This window comes from Solirubrobacter soli DSM 22325 (assembly GCF_000423665.1).
In the GTDB taxonomy this organism is placed as follows: Bacteria; Actinomycetota; Thermoleophilia; order Solirubrobacterales; family Solirubrobacteraceae; genus Solirubrobacter; species Solirubrobacter soli.
Map to the genome: position 1 here is coordinate 332,315 of NZ_AUIK01000001.1, position 13,662 is coordinate 345,976.

Sequence of the window (13,662 nt, forward strand, 5' to 3'; positions counted from 1 at the left end):
ACGTGGCGCGCTTCCACCGAGGCGAGCTCGCCGTCCAGCGCCGCGCAGGGGTCGCCGACCGCGCCGCGGCGCTGGAGGACGCGTTCAGCGCCGAGATCCCGGACGTCGCGGCGGAGTTCCTCGCCGCGCAGCCGTGGATCGTGCTCGGGGCCGAGGACGACAGAGGGCGCATGTGGGCGACCGTGCTCTACGGGCGCCCCGGCTTCATCAGCGTGCCGTATCCGTCCACCGTCCACATCGACGCGCAGCCGCTCCTCGGCGATCCGCTCGAAGGCGCGCTCAACGGCCCCGTCGGCGGCCTCGCGATCGAACCCGGCACCCGGCGGCGCATGCGTCTCAACGGCACCGCCTGGAGCGACGCCGACGGCATCTCGATCGAGCTCGAGCAGGTCTACTCCAACTGCCCGAAGTACATCGCGACCCGCCACGTCGTGGGCGTGGCGCGCCCACAGCCAACGCGCCACGCGGGCGAGACGCTCGATGACGCGGGGATCGAGTTGCTGACGCGCGCCGACACCGCGTTCGTCGCCACCCGCGGCCCCGACCAAGGCGCCGACGCGTCCCACCGCGGCGGCAACCCGGGCTTCCTGCGCGTCGTCGACCCCAACACCGTCGAGTGGCCGGACTACACCGGCAACTCGATGTTCAACACGCTCGGCAACATCGCGACCGACCCGGCGACCGGGCTGACCGTCGTGGATCCGAAGACCGGCACGACGCTCTACCTGAGCGGTCGCGCGGAGGTGCTGTGGGAGAGCGGCGGGTTCCCGAGCGCCCAGCGCATCGTCCGGCTTGCAGTGGACGCTACAGTCCGGTTGGACCACGCGGCGCCGCTGGTGTGGGAGCTCGAACGCCCCGCCCGCAACCCGCCGCTCCAGTGACCCCCAGGGCCACCCTGGGGTCACCACGCGGTGGTTAGTGCGGCTAGCACGAACGATTGTTCGCCCCCCGAGACTTAATGTCTCATTTATGCGCAGTCTTGCCGCCTGGTGCCACGATCGGCGCCGCACCGTCATCGGCCTGTGGGTCGGGGCGTTCGTTCTTCTTGCTGCCCTGTGGATGACCGCCGCAGGGGATTACGTCAACAACTTCAATCTGCCGGGAACGGAATCCCAGCGGGCGTATGACCTACTGAACGACAAGTTCCCGCAACAGGCCGGCGACACCGCGAGCGTCGTCTTCGCGGTCAAGGACGGCGCGGTGCTCGACCACAAGGCCGAGATCGACAAGACGATCGCCACGATCAAGAAGTCGCCCGAGGTGCTCGCCGTGGGCGATCCGTTCGCCGAGGGCGCGCCGGTGTCGAAGGACGGCAGGATCACCTTCGCGCAGATCATGTTCAAGCGGCCCGCCGGCGAGGTCGACGCCCCGGCCGTGAAGACGATGGCCGAGCAGACCCTGAAGCTCGACGGGCAAGGCGGCGTGCAGGTCGCGCTCGGCGGCGACATCATCCACTGGTCGACGGCCGAGCAGGGCGGCGCGGGCGAGATCTTCGGCCTCCTCGTCGCGGCGCTCGTGCTGTTCCTGACGCTCGGCGTCGTCGCGATGGGCCTGCCGCTGCTGAACGCGCTGTTCGCGATGGTGGTGAGCCTGTCGCTCACGGCGGTGATCGGGACGCAGGTGCTCGATGTCGTCGACTGGACGCCGCAGCTGGCGGCGATGATCGGCATCGGCGTCGGCATCGACTACGCGCTGCTGATCCTCAACCGGTTCCGGCTCGAACGCGGCGCGGGGAAGGACACCCGCGAGGCGACGATCATCTCGCTCGACACCGCCGGCCGCGCCGTGCTGTTCGCCGGCATCGTCGTCGTGATCGCGATGCTCGGCATGATGCTGCTCGGCATCTCGTTCCTCTACGGCCCGGCGATCGGCGCCGCGCTGTCGGTGCTCTGCACCATGGTCGCCGCGCTCACGCTGATGCCGGCGATCATGGGCTCGCGCATCGGCCGCCGGATCAAGAAGGCCGAGGCGACCAGCGCCGACGAGGAGCGCGGCTTCTCCGCCCGCTGGAGCGGCTTCGTCGCCCGCCGGCCGCTGCCCGTCGCGATCGCCGCGCTGGCCGTGCTGCTGGCGCTCGCGGCGCCGGCGCTGCACATGCGTCTGGCGAGCAGCGACGCGTCCACGTACAAGTCCGACGACACGGCGCGCGTCGCGTACGACCTGCTCAAGGAGGGCTTCGGCCCCGGGTTCAACGCTCCGCTGCTGCTGGCGGTCGAGCTGCCGAAGAAGGGCGACACCGCGCCGTTGCAGCAGATCAGCGACGCGCTGAGCAAGCAGGACGGCATCGCCCAGGTGCTGCCGCCGCAGCTGAACCCGGCGGGCGACACGGCGACGATGATCGCCTACCCGACGACCACGCCGCAGGACGAGACGACCGACGAGACCGTCAAGACCGCCCGCAACGTGACGCTCCCGCCGGTGGCGCGTGAGACCGGCGCGCGCGTGTCGATCGGCGGCACGACCGCGAGCAACATCGACTTCTCGCAGACGATCCGCGACAAGCTCCCGCTGTTCATCGGCGTCGTCGTCGGCCTGTCACTGCTGCTGCTGGCGATCGTCTTCCGCTCGATCCTGATCCCGGTCAAGGCCGGCATCTTCAACCTGCTGTCGATCAGCGGCGCGTTCGGCGTCGTGACCCTGATCTTCCAGGACGGCCATGGGGCGTCGCTGTTCGGCGGCGCGACCGGCCCGATCGAGTCGTTCCTGCCGATCATGGTCTTCGCCGTCGTGTTCGGCCTGTCGATGGACTACGAGGTCTTCCTCGTCTCGCGCATGCACGAGGAGTGGACGCACACCAAGAACGCCCGCTACGCGGTCCAGCACGGGCTGGCGATGACCGGCCGCGTCGTCACCGCGGCGGCGATCATCATGATCGCGGTCTTCGGTGCCTTCGCGATCGGCAACGAGCGCGCGCTGGCGATGATGGGCGTCGGCTTCGGCGTCGCGATCTTCATCGACGCGTTCATCATCCGATTGCTGCTGCTGCCCGCGGTGATGCACCTCGCGGGTCCGGCGATGTGGTGGATGCCGAAGTGGCTGGACAAGCGCCTGCCGCACCTCAACATCGAGCCGCCCGAGGAGGGCGCGCACGCCAAGCACCGCGAGGTCCCCGCCTACACGTAGTCGGGCGTCTCCGGCAGTACCTGGCCTCCGTCGACGATCAGCGTCTGGCCCGTGATGTAGCGGGCCTCGACGGAGGCCAGGAAGCGCACGGCCCAGCCGATGTCGGCGGGGTCCGCGAAGCGCCTCATCGGGATCGAGGCCAGCATCCGGCGCTGGTGCTCGTCCCCCGCTTCGTCGAGTCCTTCGGTCGCGACGTTGCCCGGCATGACGGCGTTGACCGTCACGCCCGACGGAGCGAGCTCGATCGCCGCCGAGCGCATGAACCCGAGCATCGCCGCCTTGGAGGCGCCGTAGTGGACGTAGCCGGGGTGGCCGGTGATCGGACCCGTGATCGAGGACGTCAGGACGATGCGGCCATAGCCCGCGGCGCGCATCGCCGGCACGCACGCCTGGAGCGCCCAGAAGGCGCCCTTGGTGTTGAGGTCGTTGACGCGGTCCCACTCGCGCTCGTCGATCTGCTCGACCAACGCGAGCGGGTAGATGCCGGCGTTGGCGGCGAGGATGTCGATGCGGCCGAAGGACTCGAGCACCGCGGCGGCCATCGCGGCCGCATCGAGGCGGTCGCGCGCGTCGACGCGCACCGCGATGCCGTCCAGCGCGGCGGCGGTCACCCGCGCGCCTTCGAGATCCAGATCGGCGATCGCCACGTGCGCGCCCTCGGCGGCGAGCACGGTCGCGATCCCGCGCCCGATGCCGCGCGCGCCGCCGGTGACGATCGCCGCCTGCCCGTCCAGACGCAGCACTTACACGGCGGTGGTGGCCGAGCGCTCCTGCGCGAACCGCGAGCTCGGTTCGGCGGCGGGCTCGTCGATGAAGATCGTCTCGGTCGCGCGCGCCCGATCGGGGTGGGCGATCCAGATCCAGACCGCGTAGATCACGCCCAGCACGAGCCAGCCGACGGTGATCCACGCCGCGATGTTGAACGGGCCGGGGAGCGGGGAGATGAAGGAGAAGACGCCCGAGCCGATGCCGACGGCGGCCATCAGCGCGGGGATCATCACGACGATCGCGAGCACCGGCACGACCGTGTGCAGCAGCAGGTTGTGGCCTTCCTCCCGCGCCCGCGCGAAGTACACGAGCGCGGACAGCGAGACGAGCATGTAGAGCAGGATCGCCGTGATCGTCTCGATCGTGCCGAGGAACGCGAAGGCCTGCAGCGGGCCGCCCTTCAACACGTTGCCGGTGATGTAGGTGGCGAGGATCGAGACCGCCGCGATCAGCCCCAGCGCGGTGATCGGCACGCCGGTCTTCTCGGACGTCCGCGCCAGCGACCGCGGCAGCAGCGCGATCCGCCCCATCGAATAGACGTGCCGCGTCCCGGCGTTGGTCGCGCCGTTGGCCGACGCGATGCACGAGTTGAGCAGCGCGAACAGGAGCACGTACCAGCCGCCATGCCAGACATCCTTGGTGATGCCGATCCAGGCGTCGCCGTTGTTGTAGGCGGGGAACTGGGAGAAGCGGTCCGGCCCGAAGTACACGGTCACCGCGTAGGTGCAGAAGATGATGAACGCGCCGAGGATCAGCGGCGAGAGGATCGCCGCCTGCATCACGCTGCGCCGCGGGTTCTTGGCCTCCTCGGCGAGCGGCGCGACGTTCTCGAAGCCGACGAAGCCATAGATCGCGTAGACCATGCCGGCGAAGATCCCGGACATCCCGGCGAAGCCGTCGACGTGCGCCTGGCCGGTGCCGAAGACGCTCAGCGTGTTGTTCGACCCCGCCTTGGCGATCAGCGTCAGCGCGAGCACGCCCAGGATCAGGAACTCGGTGACGCCGAGCACGATGCCCGCGTTGGTGGAGAAGCGCGCGCCCGAGTAGACGAACGCGAAGACGAGCGCCATGCACAACGCGGCGCACACGATCCACACCGGGCCCTCCGCCCAGCCCCACGCGTCGTTCAACGTGGTCGCGACGAAGTTGCCGAACGGGAGGAAGAGCGTCGACGGGAACACGATCCAGACCGCCAGGTACAGCCACGCGACCATCGGCCCGAGCGACGGGTGCAGCCCGCGCGAGACGTATGTGTAAAAGCCGGCCGCGGACGGGAACCGCTGCGCCATCTGCCCGATGCACGTGGCGACGAGCAGGATGCCGATCAGGGCGAAGACGAGCGCGAGCGAGAGCGCACCACCCGCGAAGTTCGCACCGACGACGACCGCCAGCGTGACGGAGAGTCCGGGCGCGGCCGAGGCCAGTGCCTGGAAGAGCACCTCGGCGAAACCGAGCTCGTTGCGGCGCAAAGCGGTGGTCGGCATCTCTCTCCTCGACGACGTTCGCCTACCGCGCGAATGCTCGCATAACGCCCTTTCGATCGCAATGCGTTTCTTTGCTCGCTATACGAGCATGCCCGGCCCCGGTTCGACATCGACGTCGGCCGCGTGCAGCGGCTCGCCGCACGCCGAGCAGCGCAGCTCGACCTGGCTGATCTGCCCACACGACCGGTGACGCCGGTACACCGGCGGGCCGGCCTCGCCCGCGGTCCACTTGTCCCCCCACGCGGCCATGACCATCAGCACCTCGACGAACTCGAGTCCCTTCTGGGTCAGGACGTACTCGTGCCGCGGGGGGCGCGCGGAGTAGGCCTGGCGCTCGAGCATCCCCGCCTCGACCAGCACCTTGAGCCGCTCCGTCAGCACCTTGCGGGAGACGCCGAGGTCGCGCTGGATGTCGTCGAAGCGGTTGATCCCCACCCAGACGTCGCGCAGCACGAGGGGCGACCACGGCTCACCGGCGACCGCGAGACTGCGGGCGATCGAGCACGTCATCTGGGAGAAGTCGGTCCGCTGCATGACGCAGATCCTAGCTTAGTTCCCTTAGGGAACTTACTGTGATACCTTCGCCGCATGGAACAGGGAGACCCGAAGCTCATCGAGAGCGACGTCGCGCAGCGCCTGCTGGAATCGACCGTTCCCGCGCGCTACGCCTACACCGGAGCGGACGGCATGCCGCGCATCGTCGCGAGCTGGTTCGTGTGGACCGGCGAGGAGCTCGTCATGCCGACGTTCATCTCGGCGCCGCACATCCGCCACCCCGCCTACCGCGTCCGCCAGCTGCGCGAGCACCCCGAGGTCGCGATCAGCATCGACACCGAGTCGTTCCCGCCCGAGGTGCTGACGATCCGCGGCACCGCGGAGGTCACCGAGATCGAAGGCATCCCCACCGAGTACGCGCAGGCCGCCCGGCGCTACCTCGGTTCCGAGCAGGCGGACGGCTACCTCGCCCAGATCGACCAGCCGGGCACGCGGATGGCGCGGATCGCGGTGCGCCCGACGTGGGTGGGCGTGCTCGACTTCCAGACCCGGATGCCGAGCGCCCTGAGAGTCGGTTGACGAATGGTCGGTCCGACCGATGTGGTGCAGCCGCCAGTGGCTCGCGACGCACGCGCTCGCGATGCGGCCCCCCTGGGCCGTGAGCAGCGCGGGTGGCGCGAGACGCCGCGGATGTGCCGCAGCGGGCGCACCGGTATTCGTCAACCGGCTCTCCTAGGGGGCGTGTAGCTCGATCCGCATCCCGTCCACCACCGGCGTCATGCACGCGCGGGTGTTCGGGAGGCCGTCGACGACCACCAGGCAGTCGAAGCACACGCCCATGCCGCAGAAGACGCCGCGGGGCTCGCCGGCGGCGGTCGTGCGGACGGCGATGATGCCCTCCGCGAAGAGCACCGTCGCCACGGTCTCGCCCTCGTAGGCGGTCACCGCGCGCCCGTCGAGCGAGATCGTCACCGCGGGGCCGCGTTCGACCGGCAGCCTCATGCCGTGACGAGCAAACCGGCTTCCGCCAGGATCGCCTGCATCTCCTCCAGCGCGGCGGGGTCGGTGATCGGGAGCCGCGGCCGCCGCACGGTCCCGCCCGGCTGGCCGAGCAGCTTCATCAGCGCCTTGAGCTCTGACGCGTAGTGCCCGTGCTGTCCGGCCCAGCCGCCGGGCAGCCACAGCTTCGGGAACAGCTCCTCGGTTCTGCGAGCGTGCGCGAGCGCGGCGGCTTCGTCTCCGCGCCAGTGCGCCTCCCAGAACTCCGGGTCGGGGCGACCCCACAACGAACCGCCGCCGATCGTGCCGTCCCCGCCGTACGTCTTGAGCTGTTCGTAGCCCGCGGTCGACATGTACGGACCGAAGACGCGCACGCGATCGTTGACCGCGCGCGAGCTCGCGTAGAACTGCTCGACGTGCGGCGTCGAGTCCTTGAAGGCGACCACGGTGTCGATGTCGACCAGCCGCTCGGCGAGCGCGGTCCCGATCTCGACGCTCGTGCCGTGGACCCAGTTGTAGATCATCAGCGGCACGTCCGGCGCGCCCGCGGCGATGTCCTCATAGAAGGCGACGATCTCGTCCTCGAACGGCTTGCAGTACGGCGGCGGAGTCGAGGTGACGCCGGCCGCTCCCGCGTCGAAGGCGTGACGGGCATGCTCGACGACCAGGTCCGCCGTGTAGTCGGTGCACCCGATCAGGACCGGGATCCGGCCGTCGACCGCGTCGATCGCGGTCTCGGCCACGAGCCGGCGCTCCTCGGTCGATTGCGAGAACCACTCGCCGGTCGTGCCGAGCACCAGGACGCCGTGCAGGCCTTGGCGCACGTAGAACTCGAGCAGCTCGCGCAACTGGCCGAGCGCGAGCGAGCCGTCCTCGTCGAACGGGGTCGGGACCGCGGCGAAGTAGCCGCGCCAGTCGACGGTGTCTCGGTTCATGCCGGTGTCCTTCGCTCGGGTGAGTACTCCAGTGGGAGCGGCGTGCCGCTGACGATCTGCTCCGCGAGCATGCGCGCGAACAATGGGCTGAGCGTGTAGCCGGACGATCCCACGACGATCGTGTAGAGGCCAGGCACCTCGGACTCGCCGAGCAGCGGGGAGACGTCATCGGTCCACGCGATCACGCCCGACCAGGTGCGCAGCAGGCGCACGTCGCGCAGCGCGGGCACGACGTCGACGGCGACCGCCGCGTTCCCGGCGGTCGATTCCCACGTCGTCGCCCAGCGTCCGGGCGCCTCCCGCGACGGCCAGCCGCCGCCGATGATGAACGTCCCGTTGTAGGCCTGCTTGAGGGTCAGGCGGCGCCCGATGTGCTGGATCATCGGCTCGAGCAGGCGGGCGCGCGGCTCGGTGACGTTGACGTGCAGGCCCATCGCGCGCATCGGCAGCCGCTGGAACCGCGGCGCCCACGCGCCCGCGGCATTGACCACCCGCTCGGCCTCGAAGACGCCGGCCGACGTCACGACGCGGAAGCCCGGTTCGATCGCGGTCACCTCGGCGTGCGTGACGATCTCCGCGCCTGACCTGCGCGCGAGCCGCTCGACCGCGATCAACGGGTTGACGTGGCCTTCGGCGGGGCAGTACGTCGCGCCGATCACCCGCTCGGACAGGTACGGCGCGAAGGCGCGCAGCTCGGCGCCTTCCAAGAGATGCGTCTCCAGCCCCGCCGCGGCCTCCAGCGGTTGCTTGTCGCGCAACAGCTGCAACTGCTCGGGCGTCTCGGCGACCATCAGCCCGCCGGTGACGTGGAAGTCGAGGCCGAGGTCGTCGTCGAGCGCCTTCCACAGCTCCGCCGCCTCGGCCGCGAGCCGCGTCTCCTCCTGCAGCCGCTCCGCCTCGCCGGGATCGTCCATCCCCTTGATGAACTGGTGGATCGCGATCTGCAGGTGCATCGAGCCGGCGTTGGTACCTGAGGCCTCGCGGTTGAGCTCGCCGCGCTCGACCAGGACGACGTCCACGCCCGCGCGCGCGAGGTGATCCGCGAGCGAGACGCCCGCGATCCCGCCGCCGATGATCAGCACGTCCCTCATTGGAAGCGCCCGAGGTCCTCGTCCGGCTCGCGCGCGATCACGCCCAGCGCGACCGGCCGCGCGGGAAGGCGCGGGGTCGCGACCGCCGACGCGCCGATCAACGCGGCGACCTGGCGCTGGCAGTTGCGGCCCTGGCAGAGCCCCATGCCCGCGCGCGTGTAGGCCTTGGCCACGTTGATGTCCGACGTGTCCGCGTCCTCGAGCATCGCCCGCGTCACGCTCTCACAGCGGCAGACGATCGTGTCGGGCTGCGCGAGCTCGAACACGCCCGGGCCGACCCGGTGCATGCGCGCCAACGCGCCCCGGAAGGCCCGTTTGCGGGCGATCCGCGCCCGGATCGGCGCGTCGTTCGCATGCGAGATCGTGCCGAGGTCGAGCGCCGCCCCGAGCGCCGCCAGCCGCCCTTCGTCGACGGCGACGTACGACCCCTCGACGCCGGTCCCGTCCCCCGCGGCGAGCACGCCCGGCACCGTCGTCCGCATCCACTCGTCGACCAGCACGACCGGGCCGCCGCGGTCCTCGTCGAACCCGACCTCGCAGCCCGCGAGCCGCGGCAGCTCGACCGAGGGAACGAACCCGTAGCCGAGGCACAGGGTGTCGACCGCGACGGTCTCCTCGGTGCCGGCGAGCACCCGCCAGTCGCCGTCGACCGCGGCGTGGGTGACGGACTCGACGCGGCCGTCGCCTTCGGCGCGCACGACGATGCGGCCGTAGCGCAGCGGCGTCCCCCGCAACTGCGCGCGATAGCGGACCGCGTCACGGAGCAGCCCCACGTTCCCCCGCGCGGCGAACGCCATCCGCGCCACGTCACCCGGCCGCGGCGCCGGCCCCGCCTCCAGCACGCCGACGACGTTCGCGCCGTACCCGCGCAACTGCGCCGGGAACGCGAGCGCGAGCGGCCCGCTCCCCGCGAAGAGCATGCGCTCCCCCGGCAGCACCCGCTGCGTCTTGACCAACGTCTGCGCGCCGCCCGCGGTGAGCACGCCCGGGAGCGTCCAGCCGGGGAACGCCACCGGTCGGTCGTGCGCGCCCGCGGCGAGGAGCAGCCGCCGAAACGCCACGCGACGCGCCGACTCGCCCTCCGTCGCCAACACGGCTTCGAACCCCTCGATCGCCAGCGCGACCGTCTGCGTCATCACCCGCGCCGCGGACGCCGCGTCGATCAGCGCGCGGCCACGCAGGTGATCGGCGCCGAGCGCCCGGTGATCGCGAACGACAAAGCCCGGCTGCTTGTAGATCTGGCCGCCGAGCGTGACCCGCTCATCGACGAGGCCGACGTCGAGCCCGGCGGCGGCGCCCTCGGCCGCCGCCGCCAACCCGGCCGGACCCCCTCCGACGATCAGCAGGTCATACGACTCCACCTCAACAGGAGGGCATCGGTGGGAACGCGTCGACCGCGAAGTCCTTCTTGTAGATGCGCTCGAGCGTCCCGTCGTTCTGCGCCTTGCAGAGCCAGCCGTCGAGGAACTTGATGAACTCCTCGTTGCCCTTCGGCACGGCCCACGAGCCGTACTGGACGTCGAGCGGCTTCTCGATCGCGGCCTTGTCGAGCTTGCCGGCGTTGGAGGCCTGGAACTGGGCGAGCAGATAGTCCTCGACCACGATGCCGTCGGCGCGGCCGGTGGCGACCTCGAGGAACGCGGCGTTCTGGTCCGGGAAGCCCTGGACCTTCGCGTTCGGGAACAGCTTCTTGGCGAGCTGCTCGCCGGAGGAGCCCTGCAGCGCCGTGATCGTCTTGCCCTTCGCGTTGAGCGGATCGACGGACGTGATCGAGGCGGCGTCCTTCGACGGCACGCCGAGCACGAGCGCGTACGGCACGTAGGCGCGGGTGAAGTCGACGACCTGCTTGCGCTCGTCGGTCGGCGTCAAGCCCACGGAGACCATGTCGAACTTCTTCGACTGCAGGCCTGGGATGAGGCCGTTGAAGTCGAGGTTCTGGATGTTGAGCTTGGCGTTGAGGGCGGGCGCGAGTTCGTTGAGCAGGTCGACGTCATAGCCGGCGGGCTTGCCGCTGTCGTCGAGGTACATCTCGGGCTTGAACTGGAGGTTCATGCCGACGGTCAGCTGGCCCGCGTTCAAGGGCTTGAAGCCGTTGGACGCAGCGGTGCTCTCCGACTTCGCCGCCCCCGAGTCGCTGCTCTTGTCGTCGCCCCCGCAGCCCGCGAACGCGAGCGCCGCGGTGGCCGCGAACGCCGCCAGCGCGACGGTGGTCCTCACTCCGAACATCCACGGCCTCCTTCAGGTTGTGACGCCGACGCGACTGACGACGGCCTCGATGCGGCGGCGCTTGCGCCGGGTCACCATCTGGGCGACACGGCCCTTGGGCGGGCTCTCCATGAGCTTCTCGATCGCCCGGAAGATGAAGTCGATGGCGAACGCGACGACGACGTAGAGCACCGCGGCGCCGGTGTAGAGGACGAACGGCTGGAAGTACGTCGAGTTCACGTTCTGGGTGACGCGGACGACCTCGGTCAGCCCGATCACCGTGAACGTCGACGTGTCCTTGACCATCCCGATGAACATCGAGCCGATGTTCGGGATCGCGATCTTGGTCGCCTGTGGCAGCGTGACCGACAAGAAGACGCGGATCGGGTGCATGCCGCACGCGAGGCCGGCCTCGCGCTGGCCGTGCGGGATCGCCTCCAGCGCCGAGCGGTACATCTCCGAGATGAACGCGCTGTAGAGCAGCGTCAGCGCGATCACGCCCGCCTGGAACGTGCTGAACTCGACGCCGAGCACGAGCGAGAGGCCGAAGTAGACCCAGATCACGCTGACCAGCGCCGGGACGCCGCGGAAGATGTTGATGTAGATCGCGGCCAGCCACGACAGCGGCGGCGCGCTCATCCGCATCAGCGCGAGGAACAGGCCGACGATCGTCGACAACACGAGCGCCACGAGCGAGACCTCGAGCGCGACGAGCAGGCCGTGCAGGAGCGCCGAGCGGTTGTCCCACAGCAGGCTCCAGTTGTTGACGGCGAAGGTCACAGCACCGCCGCCAGGAAGTTCTTCGTGCGCGGGTTCGAGCAGGTCTCGAAGAAGCCCCGCGGGCCCTGCTCGACGATCATGCCTTCGTCCATGAACACGTTCTGATCGCCGACCTCGCGGGCGAAGCCGAGCTCGTGGGTGACGACGACCATCGTCATGCCCGACTCGGCGACATGACGCATGACGCTGAGCACCTCGCCGACCAGCTCGGGGTCGAGCGCCGAGGTCGGCTCGTCGAACAGCATCACCTTCGGGTCCAGCGCGAGCGCCCGCGCGATCGCGACCCGCTGCTGCTGGCCGCCGGACATCTCGCGCGGGAAGTGCGCGGCGTGGCGCAGCAACCCGACCCGGTTCAGCGCGTGCGCGGCCCGCTCCTCGGCCTCGTTGCGCTTGACGCCCTTCACCCGCCGCAGCGGCAGCGTGATGTTCTCGAGCGCGGTCAGGTGCGGGAAGAGGTTGAACTGCTGGAAGACCATCCCGACGGTGCGGCGCAGCTCGATGGCGGAGCCACCCTTGGCGTACTCCTTGCCGTCGACCTTGACCGAGCCCGACGTGGGCGGCTCGAGCAGGTTGATCGTGCGCAGCAGCGTCGACTTGCCTGACCCGGACGGACCGAAGATCACGACGTGCTCGCCCGCGTGCACCGTCAGGTCGACGCCCTTGAGGACCTCGTTGTCGCCGAAGGACTTGCGGATCCCCGTCAGCTCGACGACGACGCGGCTCGCCACTTCAGAGGCGTTCGGGAGGGAAATCGTGCTGTCCTCGACTGCTCGCATAGCGAACTATGGTTCGCATGGTGCACGATGAGGGTGGGAGTGTCAAGCCGGAGTTCGTCGACGAATGGTCGGTCCGGCCGATGTGGTGCAGCCGCCAGTGGCTCGGGCCGCGCGCGCTCGCGATGCGGCCCTCTGGGCCGTGAGCAGCGCGGGTGGCGCGAGACGCCGCGGATGCGCCGCAGCGGGCGAACCGGTATTCGTCGACGGGCTCCTCACCGGATGTGACTGGCCCCGTTGACGTCGAGCGTGGCGCCCGTCAGGTTCGGCACGGAGCCCTCCGCGAGGAACGCGATCGTGCGCGCCACCTCGATCGGCTCGACCATCGCGCCCATGGCCAGCGCGGCGTTGACGGCGTCGATTCCTCCGCGGTACGTGGCGGAGATCTCCGACAGCGGCGTGCGCACGATCCCGGGTGCGACGACGTAGGCGAGGACGCCCTCGCGGGCGTGGTTACGGGCGATCGTCTGGATCAGGTTGCGGATCGCGGCCTTGGACGCCGCGTAGGCGGTGAGCGAGGGGATCGCGCTGCCACGCTCGGCGGCCCAGCTGGAGAGCCCGATGATCGTGCCGCCACCGCTCTGCGTGAAGTGGTTGACCGCTTCCCGGACGAGGCTCGCCGGCTCGAGCACGTTGACGCGCATGGTGCGCTCCCACCCCTCGTCCCACTGCTCGTCACTGCCGTCGAGCGGGGTCTCGGGCATCGTCGCGGCGTTGACGACGACGGTGTCGATGCGGTCGCGCCACCGCAGCGCGTCCTGCCACAGCGCGCGAGCGCCGCCGCGCACCGACAGGTCCCCCTGCACCACCGTCCAGCGCTCCTCGGGCGCGTCCGCGCAGGCGGCGATCGCGTCGTCGCGATCGTTGGCGTAGTGCGCGATCACGTGGGCGCCCTGGCGCAGGAGCTCCTGCGCCGTGACCGACCCGATGCCGCCCGACGCGCCGGTCAAAAGGACCGTCTTGTCCATCGCTGGCTCCTGGAGTTCGTTGATGAATGGTCGATCCGACC

General features: G+C 70.2%; 14 protein-coding genes. 3 read left to right on the forward strand and 11 right to left on the reverse strand.

Annotated features, from left to right (window positions below):
- The first annotated feature begins 2 nt into the window (after positions 1 to 2).
- Together G569_RS0101650 and G569_RS44770 are read left to right on the forward strand one after the other, a co-directional pair.
- Positions 3 to 881 (forward strand): pyridoxamine 5'-phosphate oxidase family protein, encoded by an 879-nt coding sequence (locus G569_RS0101650; protein ID WP_028062119.1) that lies wholly within the window; start codon positions 3 to 5, stop codon positions 879 to 881.
- Positions 882 to 969: 88 nt separating this feature from the next.
- Positions 970 to 3,123, forward strand: a complete 2,154-nt coding sequence (locus G569_RS44770) for an MMPL family transporter (RefSeq protein WP_037494451.1) — start codon at positions 970 to 972, stop codon at positions 3,121 to 3,123.
- On the opposite strand, the gene G569_RS0101660 is transcribed toward G569_RS44770, so the two are convergent.
- From G569_RS0101660 to G569_RS0101670, 3 genes are all read right to left on the reverse strand, one after another.
- Entirely contained in the window at positions 3,114 to 3,866 is a 753-nt protein-coding gene (locus tag G569_RS0101660; RefSeq protein WP_028062120.1) for a glucose 1-dehydrogenase, read from the reverse strand. The genes G569_RS44770 and G569_RS0101660 overlap by 10 nt on opposite strands.
- On the reverse strand, positions 3,867 to 5,375 hold the full coding sequence (locus G569_RS44775) for an APC family permease (protein WP_053225696.1): 1,509 nt from the start codon (positions 5,373 to 5,375) through the stop codon (positions 3,867 to 3,869).
- Positions 5,376 to 5,453: 78 nt separating this feature from the next.
- On the reverse strand, positions 5,454 to 5,909 hold the full coding sequence (locus G569_RS0101670; protein ID WP_028062121.1) for a winged helix-turn-helix transcriptional regulator: 456 nt from the start codon (positions 5,907 to 5,909) through the stop codon (positions 5,454 to 5,456).
- Positions 5,910 to 5,963: 54 nt separating this feature from the next.
- Here G569_RS0101670 and G569_RS0101675 point away from each other — a divergent pair, with 54 nt between their 5' ends.
- Entirely contained in the window at positions 5,964 to 6,449 is a 486-nt protein-coding gene (locus G569_RS0101675; protein ID WP_028062122.1) for a pyridoxamine 5'-phosphate oxidase family protein, read from the forward strand.
- 153 nt (positions 6,450 to 6,602) lie between these two features.
- Here G569_RS0101675 and G569_RS44780 read toward each other — a convergent pair whose 3' ends face one another.
- The 8 genes from G569_RS44780 to G569_RS0101715 all read right to left on the reverse strand — a co-directional run bounded on the left by G569_RS44780 (position 6,603) and on the right by G569_RS0101715 (position 13,621).
- Positions 6,603 to 6,872, reverse strand: coding sequence for a (2Fe-2S)-binding protein (locus G569_RS44780; RefSeq protein ID WP_037494171.1), 270 nt, complete (start codon positions 6,870 to 6,872; stop codon positions 6,603 to 6,605).
- A complete protein-coding gene (locus tag G569_RS0101685; protein ID WP_028062123.1) occupies positions 6,869 to 7,804 on the reverse strand; it encodes a dihydrodipicolinate synthase family protein in 936 nt (311 codons plus the stop codon). Before G569_RS0101685 ends, G569_RS44780 begins: the two co-directional genes overlap by 4 nt.
- On the reverse strand, positions 7,801 to 8,886 hold the full coding sequence (locus G569_RS0101690; protein WP_169542043.1) for an NAD(P)/FAD-dependent oxidoreductase: 1,086 nt from the start codon (positions 8,884 to 8,886) through the stop codon (positions 7,801 to 7,803). Before G569_RS0101690 ends, G569_RS0101685 begins: the two co-directional genes overlap by 4 nt.
- 5 nt (positions 8,887 to 8,891) lie before the next feature.
- Entirely contained in the window at positions 8,892 to 10,256 is a 1,365-nt protein-coding gene (locus G569_RS0101695) for an FAD/NAD(P)-dependent oxidoreductase (protein WP_028062125.1), read from the reverse strand.
- Between the two features lies 1 nt (position 10,257).
- Positions 10,258 to 11,112, reverse strand: a complete 855-nt coding sequence (locus G569_RS0101700; protein WP_028062126.1) for a transporter substrate-binding domain-containing protein — start codon at positions 11,110 to 11,112, stop codon at positions 10,258 to 10,260.
- A gap of 21 nt (positions 11,113 to 11,133) precedes the next feature.
- Complete coding sequence (locus G569_RS0101705) at positions 11,134 to 11,880, reverse strand: amino acid ABC transporter permease (protein ID WP_028062127.1); 747 nt, start codon at positions 11,878 to 11,880, stop codon at positions 11,134 to 11,136.
- Positions 11,877 to 12,656 (reverse strand): amino acid ABC transporter ATP-binding protein, encoded by a 780-nt coding sequence (locus tag G569_RS0101710; RefSeq protein WP_084284029.1) that lies wholly within the window; start codon positions 12,654 to 12,656, stop codon positions 11,877 to 11,879. The genes G569_RS0101705 and G569_RS0101710 overlap by 4 nt, the downstream gene beginning before the upstream one ends.
- A 212-nt stretch (positions 12,657 to 12,868) precedes the next feature.
- A complete protein-coding gene (locus G569_RS0101715) occupies positions 12,869 to 13,621 on the reverse strand; it encodes an SDR family NAD(P)-dependent oxidoreductase (RefSeq protein WP_053225697.1) in 753 nt (250 codons plus the stop codon).
- Positions 13,622 to 13,662 lie beyond the last annotated feature (41 nt).